General features: G+C 64.3%; 17 protein-coding genes, 2 pseudogenes and 1 riboswitch. Of the genes and pseudogenes, 10 read left to right on the forward strand and 9 right to left on the reverse strand.

The window, feature by feature from the left end; genetic code table 11:
• Positions 1–106: 106 nt before the first annotated feature.
• A pseudogene (locus tag EGJ22_RS26910) lies at positions 107–889 on the forward strand (PAS domain-containing protein); the annotation flags it as partial.
• A 105-nt stretch (positions 890–994) separates the two neighbouring features.
• Positions 995–1,426, forward strand: a pseudogene (locus EGJ22_RS26915) (methyl-accepting chemotaxis protein); the annotation flags it as partial.
• Here EGJ22_RS26915 and EGJ22_RS12065 read toward each other — a convergent pair.
• The 7 genes from EGJ22_RS12065 to EGJ22_RS12095 form a co-directional block, all read right to left on the reverse strand.
• Complete coding sequence (locus EGJ22_RS12065) at positions 1,401–4,667, reverse strand: transporter substrate-binding domain-containing protein (RefSeq protein ID WP_029885127.1); 3,267 nt, start codon at positions 4,665–4,667, stop codon at positions 1,401–1,403. The pseudogene EGJ22_RS26915 and the gene EGJ22_RS12065 sit on opposite strands and share 26 nt — an antisense overlap.
• A gap of 13 nt (positions 4,668–4,680) precedes the next feature.
• The gene (locus EGJ22_RS12070; protein ID WP_009682293.1) at positions 4,681–5,295 is read right to left on the reverse strand and encodes a response regulator transcription factor; all 615 of its coding nucleotides are present in this window, start codon (positions 5,293–5,295) and stop codon (positions 4,681–4,683) included.
• Between the two features lie 273 nt (positions 5,296–5,568).
• Positions 5,569–6,321, reverse strand: coding sequence for a precorrin-4 C(11)-methyltransferase (gene cobM, locus EGJ22_RS12075; protein WP_029885125.1), 753 nt, complete (start codon positions 6,319–6,321; stop codon positions 5,569–5,571).
• A gap of 33 nt (positions 6,322–6,354) precedes the next feature.
• On the reverse strand, positions 6,355–6,741 hold the full coding sequence (locus EGJ22_RS12080) for a cobalamin biosynthesis protein (RefSeq protein ID WP_009682290.1): 387 nt from the start codon (positions 6,739–6,741) through the stop codon (positions 6,355–6,357).
• Positions 6,741–7,427, reverse strand: coding sequence for a CbtA family protein (locus EGJ22_RS12085; protein ID WP_029885124.1), 687 nt, complete (start codon positions 7,425–7,427; stop codon positions 6,741–6,743). The genes EGJ22_RS12080 and EGJ22_RS12085 overlap by 1 nt, the downstream gene beginning before the upstream one ends.
• Positions 7,428–7,437: 10 nt before the next feature.
• On the reverse strand, positions 7,438–7,626 hold the full coding sequence (locus EGJ22_RS12090; RefSeq protein ID WP_009682288.1) for a CbtB-domain containing protein: 189 nt from the start codon (positions 7,624–7,626) through the stop codon (positions 7,438–7,440).
• A 92-nt stretch (positions 7,627–7,718) separates the two neighbouring features.
• A riboswitch (cobalamin riboswitch) is annotated at positions 7,719–7,942 on the reverse strand.
• Positions 7,943–8,013: 71 nt separating this feature from the next.
• Complete coding sequence (locus EGJ22_RS12095) at positions 8,014–8,493, reverse strand: GNAT family N-acetyltransferase (protein WP_029885123.1); 480 nt, start codon at positions 8,491–8,493, stop codon at positions 8,014–8,016.
• Between the two features lie 123 nt (positions 8,494–8,616).
• Between EGJ22_RS12095 and EGJ22_RS12100 the strand changes: the two genes are divergently transcribed.
• The 4 genes from EGJ22_RS12100 (at position 8,617) to EGJ22_RS12115 (ending at position 11,610) form a co-directional block, all read left to right on the forward strand.
• Entirely contained in the window at positions 8,617–9,246 is a 630-nt protein-coding gene (locus EGJ22_RS12100) for a LysE family translocator (RefSeq protein ID WP_029885122.1), read from the forward strand.
• Positions 9,247–9,267: 21 nt separating this feature from the next.
• Positions 9,268–10,140, forward strand: coding sequence for an alpha/beta fold hydrolase (locus EGJ22_RS12105; protein WP_029885121.1), 873 nt, complete (start codon positions 9,268–9,270; stop codon positions 10,138–10,140).
• Between the two features lie 96 nt (positions 10,141–10,236).
• Entirely contained in the window at positions 10,237–11,103 is an 867-nt protein-coding gene (locus tag EGJ22_RS12110) for a pirin family protein (RefSeq protein WP_064314311.1), read from the forward strand.
• Positions 11,104–11,349: 246 nt separating this feature from the next.
• Positions 11,350–11,610, forward strand: coding sequence for a DUF1652 domain-containing protein (locus tag EGJ22_RS12115; protein ID WP_029885119.1), 261 nt, complete (start codon positions 11,350–11,352; stop codon positions 11,608–11,610).
• A gap of 74 nt (positions 11,611–11,684) precedes the next feature.
• On the opposite strand, the gene EGJ22_RS12120 is transcribed toward EGJ22_RS12115, so the two are convergent.
• Positions 11,685–11,972 (reverse strand): hypothetical protein, encoded by a 288-nt coding sequence (locus tag EGJ22_RS12120; protein ID WP_029885118.1) that lies wholly within the window; start codon positions 11,970–11,972, stop codon positions 11,685–11,687.
• A 150-nt stretch (positions 11,973–12,122) separates the two neighbouring features.
• Positions 12,123–12,770 (reverse strand): DNA oxidative demethylase AlkB, encoded by a 648-nt coding sequence (gene alkB / locus EGJ22_RS12125; protein ID WP_029885117.1) that lies wholly within the window; start codon positions 12,768–12,770, stop codon positions 12,123–12,125.
• 221 nt (positions 12,771–12,991) lie between these two features.
• Here alkB and EGJ22_RS12130 point away from each other — a divergent pair, with 221 nt between their 5' ends.
• The 4 genes from EGJ22_RS12130 to EGJ22_RS12145 all read left to right on the forward strand — a co-directional run bounded on the left by EGJ22_RS12130 (position 12,992) and on the right by EGJ22_RS12145 (position 17,965).
• Positions 12,992–13,732 (forward strand): gluconate 2-dehydrogenase subunit 3 family protein, encoded by a 741-nt coding sequence (locus EGJ22_RS12130; RefSeq protein WP_029885116.1) that lies wholly within the window; start codon positions 12,992–12,994, stop codon positions 13,730–13,732.
• Between the two features lie 3 nt (positions 13,733–13,735).
• Positions 13,736–15,520, forward strand: a complete 1,785-nt coding sequence (locus tag EGJ22_RS12135) for a GMC family oxidoreductase (protein ID WP_029885115.1) — start codon at positions 13,736–13,738, stop codon at positions 15,518–15,520.
• A 12-nt stretch (positions 15,521–15,532) separates the two neighbouring features.
• Positions 15,533–16,780 (forward strand): cytochrome c, encoded by a 1,248-nt coding sequence (locus EGJ22_RS12140; protein ID WP_029885114.1) that lies wholly within the window; start codon positions 15,533–15,535, stop codon positions 16,778–16,780.
• 165 nt (positions 16,781–16,945) lie between these two features.
• Positions 16,946–17,965 carry a LacI family DNA-binding transcriptional regulator gene (locus EGJ22_RS12145; RefSeq protein WP_009682277.1) on the forward strand — a complete coding sequence of 340 codons (1,020 nt, stop codon included), beginning with the start codon at positions 16,946–16,948 and terminating at the stop codon, positions 17,963–17,965.
• Positions 17,966–18,030 lie beyond the last annotated feature (65 nt).

An 18,030-nucleotide genomic window follows, 5' to 3' on the forward strand; every position in this document is an offset into this window, starting at 1 on the left:
GCCGGCGTAACAGAAATGGAGTAATCACAAAGCGATGGCACTGTGCTTGCACCGCGCATACGGCCATCTATGCTCATGAAACCGCGCATAAAGGAGGCCCGGCGTCATGTTCGATTTCCATCGCAAATCCGATTTGGTCGAGATCCAGCGCAGCCATCAGGCATTGGCCGACGCACAGGCCAAACTGGCTGCCATCAGTCGCTCCATGGCAATGATCGAATTCGCCCCGGATGGCACCATTCTCGACGCCAACGACCGCTTCTGCCAGGCCATGGGTTACAGCGCTGAAGAGCTGCGCGGCAAGCACCACCGGCTGTTCTGTGAGCCGGGCTATGCCCAGAGCGCCGAGTACCAGCAACTGTGGCATGAGCTCGGCCAGGGCAAGGCCATCAGCGGCACGTTCGAGCGCGTCGACAAGGCCGGCCGTGAAGTCTGGCTGGAGGCCAGCTACATGCCCGTGCTGGATGCCCAGCGCCAGGTCAGCAGCGTGATCAAGGTGGCGTCCGACATCAGTCAGCGCGTCGCCCTTGAGCATGAAAGCGAAAGCCTGCTGAAGGCGATCAGCCGCGCCATGGCAGTGATCGAGTTCACCCCGCAAGGGCGGGTGATCAAGGCCAACCAGAACTTCCTGGACACCATGGGTTACCGGCTCGACGAGGTGGTAGGCCGCCACCATGGCCTGTTCTGCCTGCCGCACGAGCGTGAGTCGGCCGAGTACCGCCAGTTCTGGGCGTCGCTTAACCGTGGCGAATACCACTCGCACCGCTTCGAGCGGGTGAACAAGCAAGGCCAGACGGTGTACCTGGAAGCCTCCTACAACCCGATTTTCGACAGCAAGGGCCGCCTGTACAAGGTGGTCAAGTTCGCCAGCGACATCACCGACCAGGTCTGTACCCAGCAAAGTGCCGCCGATGCGGCCCATGCCAGTTCGGTGCAGACCGATGCCTGCGCGCGCAAAGGCACCGAAGTGGTACAGCAGACCGTGCAGGTGATCGAGCAGATTTCCGTGGAGCTCAACGACGCAGCGCGCAGCATCGATGCGGTGAGCAAACAGTCGGATGTGATCGGGCAGATTGTGCTGACCATTCGTGGTATCGCCGACCAGACCAACTTGCTGGCGCTGAATGCGGCCATCGAAGCCGCCCGTGCGGGCGAACACGGGCGCGGTTTTGCCGTGGTCGCCGACGAGGTGCGCAACCTGGCCGCGCGCACCAGCAAGGCTACCCTGGAAATCGTCGATGTGGTGCGGCAGAACCACGACCTGTCGCTGCTGGCTGTGGCCAGCATGCAGTCAAGCCTGAACCGCACCGGCCATGGCGTGGCGCTGGCCAATGAAGCCGGCACGGTGATCATGGAGATTCAGCAAGGCTCAAGGCACGTGGTCGATGCCATCAGCCAGATCAGTTCGACGCTGCAATTGCATTGAGCGCAGCACGCATATCGTCCAGCAGGGCCTGCAGGCTGGCTTGCAGCCGTGCGCGCGGCTCGTCGGTCGGCGAGCCTTGCGCCTGGGCCGCTTCGATCGCTTCGCAATCCTGGACCACGGTGCGTACCCTGATCATCTTGGCGCCGCCCTTGATGCGGTGGGCCAAGGCACGCAGCGCCTCTTCGGGCGCGTCCGCCGCCAGCGCATGCAGGGCCGCCAGGTCTTCACCAACGCTGATCGACAGTTGCTCGAGCAAATGCCTGGTGAGCTGCGCGTCGTCCTGAGTCAGGTGGCGTAGCTCATCCAGGTTCAAGCCGCCCGCGCGGGCTGTTGGCGCAGGTGGGCGGGCCTGGGGCAGGTGGGCTTTGAGGGTTCGCAAACCTATCGGCTTGAACAGGCAAACGTCCATCCCGCTGGCCAGGCAGCGGGTACGTTCCTCGGCCTGGGCATTGGCGGTGATGCCCAGAACCCGGCACCTGAGCAGGCTGCCCTCGGCCTCGAACTGGCGAATGCGCCGGGTGAGTTCATGGCCATCCATGACCGGCATGCTGCAATCGGTGATCACCACATCGAAGCGCCCCGCTTGCCAGCGGCCCCAGGCGACTTCACCGTTCTGCGCCAGGCTCACCTGGTGCCCAAGGGTGTGCAATTGCCGTTCCAGCAATAGCAGGTTGGCAGAGTAGTCGTCGACGATCAGCACATTCAAAGGGCCGTCGCTGTTTTCCAGTTGGGCCGGGTCCTCGGGCACGGCTGCCGGGGGCGCGCAGGTGGGCAGCTGCAGGTTCACTTGCACCCGGGTGCCGACGCCTTCGACGCTTTGCAGCTTCAGCGTGCCGCCCATCAGCTCGGCAAGCGTGCGGCTGATGACCAGGCCCAAGCCTGCGCCCTGGCGGGCCCTGGGGCCGTCGGCCTGGACAAAGGCATTGAACAGGCGGGCCTGGTCGGCAGGGCTGATACCGACGCCGGTGTCGCGCACATCCAGCTCCACCGGCAACATGTCATGGCCGGCGATAACCGGCAGAAGCAGGTTGGCCTGAACCTCGCCACGGTCGGTGAACTTGATGGCGTTGCTGATCAGGTTCGACAGGATTTGCTTGAGCCGCAGCGGGTCCGCCAGCACCCAGGCCGGTTCAGCGGGCAGTTCGCCGTGCAGGTGCAGGCCCTTGGCCCGGGCGTTGCCTTCGAACACGCGCAAGGTGGCGCGCACCAGTTCGCGCAGGTCCGTGGGCACGGGTTGCAGGGTTATGTGCCCGGACTCGATCCGGGAAATATCGAGAATGTCGCCAATCAGTTCCAGCAGGCCAAGCGCTGAATCATGGGCCGTCTGCAGCGTATGGATATCGCTGCGGCCGCTACGGCAGTCCTCCAGCGCCAGTTCCAGCAACCCGATCACGGCATTCATCGGGGTGCGGATTTCATGGCTCATGGTGGCCAGGAACGTGCTTTTGGTCTGGCTGGCCTGTTCAGCGTCGTCCTTGGCCTGGCGCAATTGCTCCAGCAGCCCGCGGCTCAGCGCGAGCTGGTCCTGCAGGGCGTGTTGAGCCTCGGTGCGCTGGTTGATCAGCTTGCGCAGGTAGCTGTTCCAGAACACCACGCCGGCCAGCAGCAGCGCCGACAGCACCAGCACTTGCAGGGCGAGGGTGCGGTAGTCGCGCCACGGGCTGTCGCTGACCAGTGAGCTGGTGCGCCAGCGGTTGATCAGCTGCGCCAGTTCTTCAGGCGGAATGCTCAGCAGTGCCTTGTCGAGAATGGCCTGGAGCTGGGGCTGGTCGGCGGCCACGGCGAAGGCGGCCAGGGCCGGGTCTTCATCGAGCACACTGGCAATGCGCAGGCGGTCCTTGAATACATGGCTGATGTAGTACGCCGCATTGATGTGGTTGCTCAGGGCGACGTCGGCACGGCCATTGGCCACGGCCTCCATCAGGCCCAGCGGGTTGTCCACCTCGACCAGGCGGGCCTGCGGGTAGCGTTGCTGCAGCAAGGCGCGTTGCGGCGAGCCTTTGACCACCGCGATACGCTGGCCGTCCAGGGCCTTCAAAGGGGCGGGTGCGGTGGTGTCGCTGCGGGTGACCAACACCCTTGGGCTGACCAGGTAAGGCCGGGTGTAGCGCAGTTGCCTGGCGCGGTCTGCGCCGTAGCCCAAGGCGCCGATCATCAGCGCATCACCTTGGTTCAGCCGCTCGACCATGTGGTAGGCCGATGTGCTTTCAACGGTCTTGAACTGCAACCCAGTGCGCAAGCCGATCTGCTTGAGCAGATCCAGGGTGATGCCGTTGGCGTTGTCCTGGGCGTCGTTGAAGGTCAAGGGCGCCAGTGATGTGTTGATCAGCACGTTGACCACGGGGTGCTCGGCGATCCAGGTTTCCTCTTCGGCACTGAGGGCCGTCAGGTGGCGCTGCAACAACAGGCTGGTATTGCCACCGCTCCAGCGGCGCAGGATGTTCAGCCGTTCGCTTTCACTGATGCGGGCCAGTGCCTTGTCGACCAGCTGGCGCAAGTGCAGGTTGTCGCTGGACAGGGCGAACGCGAACGCTTCGGGGGCGGCCGGGGAAAAGTGGTCGATCTTCAACGTGCCCTGGAAGCTTTTGCCGATCATGAAGTCGGTACTGATGGCGTCGCCCAGGTAGGCGTCGGCCTCGCCCAGTTCGACAGCGGCCAGCCCGGCCAGGGTGGAGCGGTACAGGCTCAGTTGCGCCTTGGGGTACAGGCTGCGTACGGTATTGGCGGGCAGGTAGTGATCAACCATGGCCAGGCGCAGGCCGGCCAGGTCGGGCGTGGCCTTCAGGCTGCGCCCCTCCCGGGTCACGACCACCGGCAGGTCGTCGGCATAGGGTGAGCTCAGGCTGAGGTGGGCGTCTGCTGCCTCGAAGGCGTTGGAGCTGCCCAGCAGGTCGATGCGCCCCTCATGCAGGGCAGTGATGGCTTCGTGGCGGCTGGCAAAACGGCGCACTTCGATGCCAATGCCAAGCTGCTCGCCGATCAGGCCGGCGTAATCGGCGCTCAGGCCTTCGTAGTCACGGGGGCTGACATTGATCTCGAAGGGCGGGTAGTCCGGCCGCGAACTGCCCAGTACCAGTTGCCGGTGCTGCTGCAGCCACTGGCGGTCTTCGGCCGAGAGCGCCAGCGGCGCGGCAGCGCTGACCGAGCGCGCCAACAACTGCCGGGGTTCGCTGCTGGCCTGCAACCCGCTGGCATTGGCCAGGCTGATGATCATGAAGGCGCTCGCCAGCAGGAACTTCATGCTCGCCAGCCGCTCAGTAGACGCTATTGCGCTTGGCCAGGTCGACCATCTCGACCAGCGATTCGGTCTTGAGTTTTTCCATGATGCGGCCCCGGTAGGTGCTGATGGTCTTGGCGCTCAGGTTCATGCAGGTTCCAATGTTCTTGTTGTTCTCGCCGCGTGCCAGGCGCCGCAGCACTTCCATCTCACGGTTGGAAAGGCTGGCCAGGCGCACCGGTTCGCTCTCCAGGGAGTTGCTGTTGACCGACATCTGCGGAAACGTCGAATAGCCCTTCACCAACGCCTTGAGGGCGAACAGCAGGGCCTCGTGGTCTTCTTCCTTGGTGACGAACGCGCCGATACCGGCATCCAGGCAACGGCGCACGTACAAGTCGGTGGCCTGGCCAGTGAGCACCATGATCTTGGGGGTTGGCTCCAGGCACTGAAGGCGCTTGATGACCTCCATGCCGTCCAGGCCAGGCAGGCCGATATCCAGCACCACCACGTCCGGGCGCAGTTCACGGGCCACCTGCGCCACCTCGCTGCCATTGCCGACTTCGCCGACGACATGGAAGCGCTCACGCTCGAGCAGTAGGCGCAACGACAACCGCACGATAGGGTGGTCGTCGACGATCAGCACGGTTGTCATGGGGAAAACTCCTGTCAGGATGTGGTCCGCTTCCTGGAACACTCAGGAATACGTTTGCAAGCGGGTTAATCGGAAGCGCAGCACCATACGGCCAAACCTGACGTTTGGTAATCCCGAGTATAGAAGTGTTGAAAGTTTCCGGACTACTTGTCGAAAATTCCTACAAGTAGTGGAAAAACATCACCACTGCCACAGTGGTGATGTCAGACAGGAAAGGGCGCTCAGGCGCAGCCAGTGGGGTTTCGACCCTGTGCTGGGCAAGCCTGGACGTGCTCAGTCGCCAGGCCGATACAGGTGGGCGTGACCGGCACGGTACAAGGCCGATTCGGCGAACGGCGCATCCCCCAGTACATGGCCTACCAGAATCAGTGCCGTGCGCCGGAAGTGCTTGGCCGCGCTGCGCTCGACGATGTTGCCCAGCGTGCCGCGCACCCAGTCCTGGTCTGGCCAGGTGGCGCGGTGCACCACGGCCACCGGGCACTCGGTGCCGTAGTGGGGCAGCAGCGCTTCAACGATCCGTGGCAGGTGCTTGACCCCCAGGTGAATCGCCAGGGTGCTGCCGTGGCGGGCCAGGTCGGCCAGCTGTTCCCCGGGTGGCATTGGCGAACTGTCGCCGTAGCGGGTCAGAATCACGGTCTGCGCCACTTGCGGCAGGGTCAGTTCACAGCCGAGCAGGGCAGCGCTGGCGGCCGTGGCAGTGACCCCGGGGATGATCTGGTAGTCGATACCCAGTGCCTTGAGGTGGCGGATCTGCTCGCCGATGGCGCCGTACAGGCTGGGGTCGCCGCTGTGTACGCGGGCGACATCCTGGCCGTGTTCGTGGGCGGTGCGCATGGCTGCGATGATCTGCTCCAGGTGCAGTTCGGCGCTGTTGATCACGGTACTGGCCTGGTGGCCTTCGAGCACGGCAGCCGGCACCAGCGAGCCTGCGTAGATGATCACCGGGCATTGGCGGATCAGCCGCTGGCCCTTGACCGTGATCAGTTCGGGGTCGCCGGGGCCGGCGCCGATGAAGTAGACGGTCATGCAATGTCCTTGCAAAAAAAGGGTATGGCGCGTTCAGCAGGCCAGGGCGAGTGTCGCCGGGCCGAGCACCTGGCGCTTGAGCAACAGCCGTGGGCTGCCTTGTTGCCGATCGGCCAGGGCCAGTGCGGTGCTCTCGGCCACGCCCCAACACCCGGTGTGGGCATGGGCGGCGGCGGAGCGGTGGCTGAGCAGTGGCTGGTAAGCGTGCAGTTGCTGGCTATGGTACAGCACCAACGGCACACCCAGGTGCTCGGCCAGCTGCTGCAAACCCGGCTCGTCAGCCTTCAGGCTGATGCTGGCGATGCCGCGCAGGTCTGCCAGTGCCAGGCCGTGGTTGGCCAGGGCCTGGCACAGCAGGGTGTGCAGGGTGGCCGCCGGGCAACCCCGGCGGCAGCCAAAACCGGCATAGAAAGTGCCCATCAGGCCTGGCTGGAACGGCGGAACAACCACGCGCTGAGCAGGCCCAAGGCCAGCCAGAACGCCGCATTGGTCAGCCACGAGGCCAGCTTGAACTGGGCTTCCAGGGCCTGCGGGGCCAGGCTTTGGTGAACCTCGGGCTGCGGGGCGCCGAGCACATGCGGAATTACCAGCAGCACCGCGCCCAGCACTTTCAGCAGCCCGTGGCGGGCGAACACCAACAAGGCCAGGCCGAGCGCAGTGGCGCTGGCGGTGCCGACCCACCAGGCCTGGCGTTGCCCCAGGTCTGCTGCAGCGGTGCCTGGCAGTTCGGGCGGCAAGCCCAAGGTCGGGGCCAGGCAGAACACGGCGAACCCGGCCAGCCCCCACAAGGCACCGGTACTGGCGCGGGTGGGCGCGCGCAAGCTGTACAGCGCGGCGAGAACAAGGGCGAAGCCGACGGCAACCACCAGGTTGCCGCCCGTGGTGGCGAGCACCCGTTGCCAGCCATCTTCCGGCGACCAGGCTTCGGCGCTGTGTTCATGGGCAGGCACTTCACTGCCATGCTCATGGTGCGCGGCAGGTGCCGAGGACTCGTAGGTTTCCGCCTGAAGAATCAGCGGGGCCACCCAGAAGCTTTGCAGCAAGCTCAGCAGCAGGGCGGCGAGCAGCCCGCTGAAACCCGCGGTGCGGGCAATGCGCATGATCATGGGGGCGTACTCAGTGGCAGGGGAAGGCGGCGCTGTGGCGGGTGTCGTGGGCGGCGTTATGCACCGCCTCGATGTGCGAGAACCCGGCGAAGTAGACCAGGCACAGGCCCAGCAAGCTGGCACCGACGGCAATGATGACGCGCTGGCTGAGGGTAGCGGGGGTGGCAAGGCTGTGTGGCTTGGTGCTGGCGACGGGCATGACGCGTTCCTCTGCTTTTTGTGGGCAATGGGCAGGCGCGGCAGCCCCGGGCGCGGTTACCCAGGGGAATGCAACAGCGCCCGCCCACCGCGGGTTGTTCATGAACGCCAGGCCGGTCTCCGGGCTTGCGAGGAGGAGCAGGGCTCCTGGCAAGCGTCACCTTCCCATGCCGCACTACATGGCACAGTGGTACAGACGCTTCGCTCGCTTACCGTTGCGGGGGCAGCACCGGCATTGTCGGGCCCTGGTCAGGGCCTGCGACGCACCGGTTTCCCGTTTCACCCCATGAAGGGGCACCTGAACGTGAGGCGTAAGGAGAGCATGGGGCGGCCCTGGCGTCAATTACCCGGTGGGCTGCGCATGTGCCTGGGCCGGCTGGAGCAACCGTTAGCCCCGCGCGAATGCCGCCAGCTTGTCCCCGTCCAGGCGGTAGCGTACCCACTCATCCTGGGCCTCGGCGCCCAGCTTCTGATAAAAGCCGATTGCCGGTTCGTTCCAGTCCAGCACGCTCCACTCCAGGCGCCCACAGTTGTTGGCCACCGCCTCGCGGGCGATGTGCTGCAGCAACTGGCGGCCAGCCCCGTCACCGCGCTGTTCGGGGGTGATGTACAGGTCTTCCAGGTAGATGCCGTTGCGCCCCAGCCAGGTGGAATAGCTGTAGAAATACACGGCAAAGCCGATCGCCTGGCCATCGCGTTCGCAGATCAGGCTGTGCACGGTACTGCCTGCACCGAACAGGCTGTGCTCGATATCGGCCAGGGTCGCGACCACCTCGTGGCGCGCGCGCTCGTACTCGGCCAGCTCGGTGATGAAGTTGAGGATCTGCGCGGCATCGGCAGGCGCGGCAGGGCGAATGGAAAGGCTCATGAGACGGCTTCCTTGATCCAGGATGGCAGTACAGTGAAGTGTATCTGCATAATTTGTTGTAACTGTATTGGTCGCCGAGGAGGACGACTCCGGTAGTGTGGCAGCACCCTCAATGAAAGTGGAATGCCCGCCATGCTTGCCTCTGTCGACCTGCTGAGCGCCTTCGTGCTGTTCGCCTTTGTATCTTCGATCACGCCAGGTCCAAACAACACCATGCTGCTGGCCTCGGGCGTGAACTTCGGCGTGCGCCGCTCGGTACCCCATGCCCTGGGTATCAGTTGCGGTTTCATGGTCATGGTGCTGGCGGTCGGCCTGGGCCTGGGTGAAGTCTTCAAGGCCTGGCCGCCGCTGTACACGGTATTGCGCCATACAGGCGCGGCCTACTTGCTGTACCTGGCCTGGAAAATTGCCACTTCCGGGCCTGTGGATGCTGCCTCGCCTGGCGCGCGCAAGCCGCTGGGCTTCTGGGGCGCAGCCGCATTCCAATGGGTCAACCCCAAGGCCTGGGTAATGGCAGTGGGGGCCATTACCACCTACACCCCGGCGCAAGGCTACGTGACCAATGTAATGGTCATTGCCGCAGTGTTCGCGTTGGTCAACCTGCCGAGCGTGGGCGTGTGGGTGATGTTCGGCAGCGCCTTGCGCAACCTGCTGCAGAACCCGCGCTGGCTGATGCTGTTCAATGTCCTGATGGCCCTGCTGCTGGTGATTTCACTGTACCCGCTGCTATTTGTAGAATCGGTGTTTCCCTAGCATTGCGAGTGCCGTAAACCCATGCAGTTGATTCCCTGGTCCCATGAATGCGCCGAAGGCTTCACCTTGCGTGGTTGGCGAACCCCGGCCAGCGGCAAGCCACTGCTGCATTTCTTGCATGGCAACGGTTTTTGCTGTTTGGCCTACCAGCCGTTGCTGATGCGCCTGGGTGAACACTTCGACCTGTGGCTATGTGATGTGCAAGGGCACGGCGACAGTGACCATGGCGGGGCGTTTCTGGGTTGGAACCGTACGGCGGCGCTGGCCGTGGAGGCCTTCGAAGCGGGCCGTGGCGAATACGGCGAGGTGGCCCGGTTTGCCGTGGGCCACAGCTTCGGCGGCGTGTTGACCGGGCTGATGTTGGCCAGTGACCCGCAGTTGTTCGGCCGTGCTGTGCTGCTCGATCCGGTGTTGTTCAGCCGCCGAATGCTCGGCGTGATGGGCGCCGCGGCGCTGGTTGGCCTGCACCAGCGTCATGCCTTGGCGCGCAAAGCCGCCAGCCGCCGCAGCCATTGGCCTGATCGCACAGCGGCGCTGGCTTCGCTGCAGGGCCGGGGCATCTTCAAAGGCTGGGCCGATGCGGCGTTGCAGGCGTATGTCGAGCATGCCATCGGCGATTGCGGCGAGGCCGTGGTGCTCAAGTGCCGACCCAGCCGCGAAGTCGAAATCTTCAGCTCGTTCCCCAAGCGCATGTGGGCCAGCCTTTGTGCAATCAATACCCCGACCCACGTGATCTATGGCAAGCACACCTATCCGTTCGTGCCACGCTCGGTGCAGCGCTTGGTGTCGCTGAATGCCAGCATCAGTGCGCAGGAGGTCGCCGGTGGGCACTGCTTCATGCAGGAAGACCCGGCGATGGCAGCCGAGCAGGTGCTGGCTTTCTTGCAGCGGTGATTGTTCTGTAGGTGGAACGATGTGGGCCGTTAAAGCCCTCTACCGGCAGATTGTCATCATTGATAAGGTGATCCAAACCGAAACAGGAGCCTTCTCATGAAAACCATTCTGGGTATCCACCACAGCCCCCACGCCCATTGGGTGGGTGATGGCTTCCCGGTCCGCAGCCTGTTCACCTATGACCACCTGGCCAGCCATATCAGCCCGTTCCTGCTGCTGGACTATGCCGGCCCGCATGCGTTCACCCCAACCCAGGCCCGGCGCGGCGTTGGCCAGCACCCGCACCGTGGTTTCGAGACAGTGACCATTGTCTACCAGGGCGAGCTGGAGCACCGCGATTCCACGGGTGCCGGCGGCCTGATCGGGCCGGGCGATGTGCAATGGATGACCGCCGCCAACGGCATCATCCATGAAGAATTCCATTCGCCAGCCTTTGCCGAGCGGGGCGGCATGCTGGAGATGGTGCAGCTGTGGGTCAACCTGCCCGCTCGCGACAAACGTGCGGCGGCGGGCTACCAGACGCTGCTGGCCAGCGATATCCCGGTGGTAGCGCTGGCTAACCAGGCCGGCAGTGTGCGGGTGATAGCCGGGGATTACCAAGGCCACCAGGGGCCGGCGCGCACTTTCACGGCCATGGACGTCTGGGACCTGCGCCTGAACAGCGGCGCTGCCTTGCAGTTGCCGGTGGCCGCCGGGCGCAACGCGGCGCTGGTGATATTGCGCGGCCGCGTGCGGCTCAATGGTGAGCGCGAAGCCGGGCCGTCCAGCCTGGTGCTGTTCGACCGCGAGCACGCGGATGTACGGGTCGAAGCGCTCGAAGGTGCCAGCGTGTTGCTGCTGAGCGGTGAGCCGATCGACGAGCCGATCGTGGGTTACGGCCCGTTCGTGATGAACAGCCAGGCGGAGATTGCCGAGTCGTTCGACGACTTCCATGCCGGGCGGTTTGGCCAGTTGCAGCAGTAGAAGGGCGCGGGGCGCCGGTGCCGGCCCCCACGGAAGCCCTGCGCAACCATTCGTCGTGAAGTTCGTTGCTGCGACCGAACACCCGATCCCGGCAGGCGATCTTCCACTAAGGTGCTAGAGGATTCCCCGCATCATCATTGCCCCGGCGCATGGACGCCCGCCGCGGCATGCGCATTATCAATTGGCACCCAGCCCCACGAGGGCGTACTTCCTCACAACAGGCCATCCCACCGAGAGGGTCGTACCATGTCGTTGATAGGAGTTTCCATGCTCGAGCTGCGGCAGTTGATCGAGCATGCTTGCCTGCCAGATCGCTGTGAAATCAGCTGTACCGATGGTGCCAACCTGACCATCCGCCTCGGTCAGGGCCAGAGCCTCGATGAGTGCTGCACCCTCAGCGGGGTGCCATTGCGCAGCCTCAACAGCTGCCGCGATGTGCTGAATCTGGTGGAGCAATTGCATACCCTGCGTGACCGCGCGCCTGCACCGCTCAAGTCCATCGCCTGATGCGAGTGCGCGAACCCCGCTCAGCCCTTGGCTGGCGGGGGAAGGGCTGCGCGCAGCCGCCAGCCGTAGATCGCCTACTGCAGTTCCACCAGCAGGTTCAACCCGCCATCGCCACACTTGCCCTTGTCGCGAACGACCCCATGGTAGCTGCGACCGTCCCACATGAACGCCACGCTATGGGCACGCTCGACCTTGTGCGGGAGCGGTGGGCAGATGTGTACACGCAGCGCCGCGCGGCCCTGCAGATTCAAGGGCGCAAGTTGGCACTGGCATTCCACGGACTGCGCAACCGGCCCGAACAGGGTATCGCGAACGTAGTCCAGTTGCAGTGAGGCATTGGGTGCACGGCCGGGCATCCTCATAGGGATTCGACTCGTTGATTACGGCAAGGGCGGCAGGTCTGGCAAGGCATGACGGACTCCTGGCGGGCGGCACTGTAATTATGCTCTGAACCCTGGGGTGGCCAGTCGTTCAATCTGTTTCATGCCGGTGATGCACAGGCCCGACAGCGCCTAGCCACCGGCCTTGCGCAAGGTGAGGTTGATGCGCCGCTCGCCCATGCGGGGGTGCACGCCGGGCTTGATCGGCAGTACGCCATGAAAGCGCAGGCGGTCTTCGCCGCCCCACACCAGCACATCGCCGTGGCTGAGGGCTATGCGCTGGGTTTTGTCGGCCCGCTGCAACCCGCCGAACAGGAACACCGCCGGCAGGCCCAGCGACAGTGAAACGATCGGTTGGCCAAAATCGTGCTCGTCACGGTCCTGGTGCAGGCTCAAACGTGTGCCCGGCAGGTAGTGGTTGATCAGGCAGGCGTCCGGGGTGAAACCGTCGAAACCGGCCATGGCGGCAGCGCGGTTGGCCAGGGTGAGCAATATCGGCGGCAAGGCAGGCCAGGGCTGGCCGGTCAGCGGGTCCGAACGGCTGTAGCGGTAACCCTGTGCATCACTGACCCAGCCCAATGTGCCGCAGTTGCTCAGGGCCACCGCCATGCGCAGCCCGCCGGGCGTGTGCATGTGCCGAAACGGTGCGGCACGCAGCACCGGGCGCAACGCGTCGAGCAGTGGTTCGACTTCGCCCAGGGCAAACCCGGGCAACAGCACGGTTTCGCTTGCCAGGCGTTGTGGCTGAGGGCCGAACAGGTCGAGGTCGGACTGAATCATGGCCTGGGTATCGAATGGTGTAGGCCCATTGTAATGGGCTTCGTCGCCCAGGCCTATGCGCGGGTGAGTACACGTGGTCGCAATGTCAAGACTGAAACCGGTTTCAAAAGATTTCTGAACGCGCTAGATTACTCGGCTGTCTTTTTGAAGGCCCAACAAGACTCGCCCGCACAACACCAGATGGCGCTTATAAGGCCGCCCGCAGCCGATGAGGATTCACCATGCCCGAGCATGCTCCCGACAACCCGCGCAGGGACTTTCTGCGCAAGACCTTGACCTTGATCCCCGTGGTGACCGTCGCCAGCACCGGGCTCGGGGCAGGTGCCAGCCAGCTGCTGGCCGCGCCGCAGCAGGAACCGAAGGTGCCGGCAGCGCCACCGGCGGGCACGTACCAGCCAACCTTCTTCAGTGCCGAGGAATGGGCCTTCGTGCGGGCCGCCGTAGCGCGCATCATCCCTGCCGATGCCCTCGGGCCCGGTGCGCTTGAAGCCGGGGCCGCCGAGTTCATAGACCGGCAGATGAATACCCCCTACGCGACCGGGGCCCAGTGGTACATGCAAGGCCCGTTCAACGCCGACGCCCCACCCGAACTGGGCTATCAACTGCAGTTGAACCCGCAGCAGATCTACCGCCTGGGTATCGCCGCAGTGGATGGCTGGTGCAAGGCCAACAGTGGACAAGTGTTCGCTGCCCAAGACAGCGCTACCCAGGACCGGATACTCGGCAAAGTCGAGGCGGGTGAGCTGGCATTCGAGGCAGTACCGGCCACGGTATTCTTCAGCCTGCTGGTGCAGAACACCCGTGAGGGGTTCTTCTGTGACCCGATTCATGGCGGCAACAAGGGCATGGTCGGCTGGACCCAGATCGGCTTCCCGGGCGCGCGCGCCGACTTCATGGACTGGGTGGAGCGCAACGAGCCGTACCCGTTCCCGGCTGTATCGATCCGCGGCGAGAGGGCCTGAGGCATGGCGACTGTTTTGAAAAAGGTGGATGCCGTCATTGTCGGTTTTGGCTGGTCGGGTGCGATCATGGCCAAGGAGTTGACCGAAGCCGGCCTGCAGGTGGTGGCCCTGGAGCGCGGGCCGATGCAGGACACCTACCCGGAGGGTAGCTACCCGCAGGTAATCGACGAGCTGACCTACAGCGTGCGCAAGAAGCTGTTCGTCGACGTGTCGAAAGAAACCGTCACCATTCGCCATAGCGTGAACGACGTGGCACTGCCCAACCGCCAACTGGGCGCCTTCCTGCCTGGCAAGGGCGTGGGTGGGGCAGGCTTGCACTGGTCGGGTGTGCATTTCCGGGTAGACCCTGTGGAGTTGCGCCTGCGCAGCCATTACGAGGAGCGCTACGGGCGCAAGTTCATCCCCGAGGGCATGACGATCCAGGACTTCGGCGTCAGCTACGAAGAGCTGGAACCGTATTTCGACTTTGCCGAGAAAGTGTTCGGCACCTCTGGCCAGGCCTGGACGGTCAAGGGCCAGCTGGTAGGTGAGGGGCGGGGTGGCAACCCTTATGCACCCGACCGTTCCAACCCGTTCCCGCTGCCGGCGCAGAAGAACGTGGTGTCGGCCAAGTTGTTCGAAAAGGCCGCCAGCAGCCTGGGCTACAAGCCCTACAACCTGCCCTCGGCCAACACGTCAGGGCCTTACACCAACCCCTACGGTGCGCAGATGGGGCCATGCAACTTCTGTGGTTTCTGCAGCGGCTACGTGTGCTACATGTATTCCAAGGCATCGCCGAATGTGAATATCCTGCCAGCGCTGCGCCAGGTGCCGAATTTCGAGTTGCGGGCCAACGCCCATGTGCTGCGGGTGAACCTGGACGACAGCAAGCGCAAGGCTACCGGCGTGACCTACATCGACGCCCAGGGGCGCGAGGTGGAGCAGCCGGCCGACCTGGTGATCCTGGCGGCGTTCCAGTTCAACAACGTGCGCTTGATGCTGCTTTCCGGTATCGGCAAACCCTACGACCCGGTGAGCAACGAGGGTGTGGTCGGGCGCAACTTTGCCTACCAGAACATGGGCACGGTAAAGGCGTTCTTCGACAAGGACACCTACACCAACAACTTCATCGGCGCCGGTGGCAATGGCATCGCCATCGATGACTTCAACGCCGACAACTTCGACCATGGCCCGCACGGCTTCGTCGGTGGCTCGCCAATGTGGGTGAACCAGGCTGGCAGCCGGCCCATCGCCGGTACTGCCAACCCGCCTGGCACCCCGGCCTGGGGCAGCGCCTGGAAGAAGGCCACGGCCGACTATTACACCCATCAGGTGTCGATGGACGCCCACGGTGCCCACCAGTCCTACCGTGGCAATTATTTGGACCTGGACCCGACCTACCGGGACGCCTACGGCCAGCCACTGTTGCGCATGACCTTCGACTGGCAGGAAAACGACATCAGGATGAACCAGTTCATGGTCGACAAGCTGAGCAAGATTGCCCAGGCGATGAACCCCAAGGCCATTGCCGTGCTGGGCAAGAAGGTCAAGGACCACTTCAACACCGCCAGCTACCAGACCACCCACCTGAACGGCGGCGCGATAATGGGCACCGACCCGAAAACCAGCGCGCTCAACCGTTACCTGCAGTGCTGGGATGTACACAATGTGTTCGTTCCGGGGGCGTCTGCATTCCCCCAGGGGCTGGGTTACAACCCCACCGGGCTGGTGGCGGCGCTGACCTACTGGTCGGCTCGGGCCATTCGTGAGCAGTACCTGAAAAACCCCGGCCCGCTGGTCCAGGCTTGAGGAGCGATGAGCATGAAGACAATGTTGATCGCAACCCTGCTACTGGGCGCCGGCGTGGCTGGCCAGGCCGTTGCCGCTGAGGATGCGCAGGTGCGCCAGGGTGAATACCTGGCCCGCGCCGGTGACTGTGTGGCCTGCCACACCGCCAAGGGGGGCAAGCCCTTCGCCGGTGGCCTGCCGATGCAAACACCTATCGGCACGGTGTACTCCACCAATATCACCCCGTCCGCCAGTGGCATTGGCCATTACAGCTTCGAAGACTTCGACCAGGCTGTACGCAAAGGCATCGGCAAGAACGGCAGCACCCTGTACCCGGCCATGCCATACCCTTCGTACGCGCGGATCACCGAGCAGGACATGCAGGCGCTGTACGCCTATTTCATGAAGGGCGTCGAGCCGGTGGAGCAGCCCAACCAGGCTACCGATATTCCCTGGCCGCTGAGCATGCGTTGGCCGTTGGCCATCTGGCGTGGCCTGTTCGCGCCTGCGGCAACGCCCTGGCAAGCCTCGGCAGCGGCTGACCCGGTGGTCGACCGTGGCGCGTACCTGGTCGAAGGCCTGGGGCATTGCGGTGCCTGCCACACTCCGCGGGCGCTGACCATGCAGGAAAAGGCGCTGAGCCCGGCCGAGGGCAAGCAGTTCCTTGCCGGCAGCGCGCCATTGGAGGGCTGGATCGCCAAGAACCTGCGCGGCGATCACAAGGACGGCCTGGGCAGTTGGAGCGAAGCCGAGCTGGTGCAGTTTCTCAAGACCGGGCGCAGTGACCGCAGTGCGGTGTTCGGCGGCATGAGCGACGTGGTCGAGCACAGCATGCAGTACATGACCGAGGCCGACCTGACGGCGATTGCCCGTTACCTGAAGACCCTGCCGCCCAGCGACCCGAACGACCAGCCGCATGTCTACGACAAGCAGGTGGCCGATGCCCTGTGGCGCGGTGACGACAGCAAGCCTGGCGCCGCGGTGTACATCGACAACTGTGCCGCTTGCCACCGAACCGATGGCCAGGGCTACACCCGTGTGTTCCCAGCCCTGGCCGGCAACCCGGTGGTGCAGACGGCGGACGCCACCTCGCTGATCCATGTGGTGCTGGCAGGTGGCACGGTGCCGGCGACGCACACCGCACCGTCGAACTTCACCATGCCAGCGTTTGGCTGGCGCCTGAGCGACCAGGAAGTTGCCGAGGTGGTGAACTTCATCAGGACCAGCTGGGGTAACCAGGCGGGGGCGGTTACCGCCGGGGATGTGAAGGCATTGCGCTGAGAGGGGTTGCCTCAGGTTCGGCGAAGGCATTGTGTCGCCGAACCTGGCCTTGCCCGGCTGGCCAGCCCGCTCGCTTCGGCCGACCAACGGCATATTGACGAAAGCAGCAAGTTTTGGTGTATTGAAACCGGTTTCATCGTCCACCTAATAATCATAAGGACACCCATGACCGACGCGCCTGCCCATGCCCGCGAACGGGTCACCATCAGCGAAGTCGCGCGAGTGGCTGGCGTTTCCAAAGCCACAGTCTCGCGCTACATCGGTGGCGATCGCCAGTTGCTGGCCGACGCCACCGCCAAGCGCCTGGCCGAGGTCATCGAACGCCTTGGCTACCGCCCCAACCAGATGGCCCGTGGCCTCAAGCGCGGGCAGACGCGCCTGATCGGCATGCTGGTTGCCGATATTCTCAACCCCTATTCCGTAGCCGTGATGCATGGCGTGGAAACCGCCTGCCGCCAGCATGGCTACAGCCTGGTGGTGTGCAACACCAACCGTGACGACGACCAGGAGCGCCACCACCTGGTCGCCCTGCAGAGCTACAACGTCGAAGGCCTGATCGTGAACACGCTGGGGCACCACCCTGGCGAACTGCTCAACCTCCAGCGCGACCTGCCCATGGTGCTGGTCGACCGTCAACTCCCTGAACTGAATGCCGACCTGGTCGGCCTGGACAATGCCGACGCCGTCGAGCAGGCCCTGGACCATCTGCAGGCACGCGGCTACCGGGATATCCTGGCGGTGAGCGAGCCGCTCGATGGCACCAGCTCGCGCCTGGAGCGGGTGCAGGCGTTCGGGGCCTCGGTCAGCCGCCGCCCCGGCATGCGCCAGCAGGTGCTGGAAACCGGCGCTGGCCTGGCAGGGCGGTTGGCCGCGTTCCTGGCTGACCGGGGTCATGGCCCGCAAGCCATTTTTACCTGCAACGGTGTTGCCACCCTGGCCGTGACCCGTGCCCTGCATGACGCCGGGTGCAATCTGTTTGCCGATGTCGGCCTGGTCGCACTCGACGATCTTGACTGGTACCCCCTGGTCGGCACTGGCATCACGGCATTGGCCCAGCCTACCGAACGCATCGGCGTAGCAGCCTTCGAAAGCCTGCTCGGCCGGCTTCGCGGCGATGGCGCAGCGGCACGACGCATCGAATTCAAGGCCAACCTGGTCATCCGCGGCTCGACCCGACCCCAGTAAGCAGCGGCAGGCCTTGTGCCTGACGCTGCTGTATAAAAATGAAACCGGTTTCAAAAGGATAAAAA

Origin of the sequence: Pseudomonas sp. p99-361 (genome assembly GCF_003935475.1) — a bacterium.
In the GTDB taxonomy this organism is placed as follows: Bacteria; Pseudomonadota; Gammaproteobacteria; order Pseudomonadales; family Pseudomonadaceae; genus Aquipseudomonas; species Aquipseudomonas juntendi.

Bases quoted from the DNA above. Each gene is read 5' to 3' on its own strand.
- EGJ22_RS12135 (WP_029885115.1), top strand. From the start codon at position 13,736: ATGGCGACTGTTTTGAAAAAGGTGGATGCCGTCATTGTCGGTTTTGGC.
- EGJ22_RS12090 (WP_009682288.1), bottom strand. From the start codon at position 7,626: ATGCCCGTCGCCAGCACCAAGCCACACAGCCTTGCCACCCCCGCTACC.
- EGJ22_RS12100 (WP_029885122.1), top strand. From the start codon at position 8,617: ATGCCCGCCATGCTTGCCTCTGTCGACCTGCTGAGCGCCTTCGTGCTG.
- EGJ22_RS12110 (WP_064314311.1), top strand. From the start codon at position 10,237: ATGAAAACCATTCTGGGTATCCACCACAGCCCCCACGCCCATTGGGTG.
- EGJ22_RS12120 (WP_029885118.1), bottom strand. From the start codon at position 11,972: ATGAGGATGCCCGGCCGTGCACCCAATGCCTCACTGCAACTGGACTAC.
- alkB (WP_029885117.1), bottom strand. From the start codon at position 12,770: ATGATTCAGTCCGACCTCGACCTGTTCGGCCCTCAGCCACAACGCCTG.
- EGJ22_RS12085 (WP_029885124.1), bottom strand. From the start codon at position 7,427: ATGATCATGCGCATTGCCCGCACCGCGGGTTTCAGCGGGCTGCTCGCC.
- EGJ22_RS12140 (WP_029885114.1), top strand. From the start codon at position 15,533: ATGAAGACAATGTTGATCGCAACCCTGCTACTGGGCGCCGGCGTGGCT.
- cobM (WP_029885125.1), bottom strand. From the start codon at position 6,321: ATGACCGTCTACTTCATCGGCGCCGGCCCCGGCGACCCCGAACTGATC.
- EGJ22_RS12105 (WP_029885121.1), top strand. From the start codon at position 9,268: ATGCAGTTGATTCCCTGGTCCCATGAATGCGCCGAAGGCTTCACCTTG.
- EGJ22_RS12080 (WP_009682290.1), bottom strand. From the start codon at position 6,741: ATGGGCACTTTCTATGCCGGTTTTGGCTGCCGCCGGGGTTGCCCGGCG.
- EGJ22_RS12115 (WP_029885119.1), top strand. From the start codon at position 11,350: ATGTCGTTGATAGGAGTTTCCATGCTCGAGCTGCGGCAGTTGATCGAG.
- EGJ22_RS12095 (WP_029885123.1), bottom strand. From the start codon at position 8,493: ATGAGCCTTTCCATTCGCCCTGCCGCGCCTGCCGATGCCGCGCAGATC.
- EGJ22_RS12145 (WP_009682277.1), top strand. From the start codon at position 16,946: ATGACCGACGCGCCTGCCCATGCCCGCGAACGGGTCACCATCAGCGAA.
- EGJ22_RS12130 (WP_029885116.1), top strand. From the start codon at position 12,992: ATGCCCGAGCATGCTCCCGACAACCCGCGCAGGGACTTTCTGCGCAAG.
- EGJ22_RS12065 (WP_029885127.1), bottom strand. From the start codon at position 4,667: ATGAAGTTCCTGCTGGCGAGCGCCTTCATGATCATCAGCCTGGCCAAT.
- EGJ22_RS12070 (WP_009682293.1), bottom strand. From the start codon at position 5,295: ATGACAACCGTGCTGATCGTCGACGACCACCCTATCGTGCGGTTGTCG.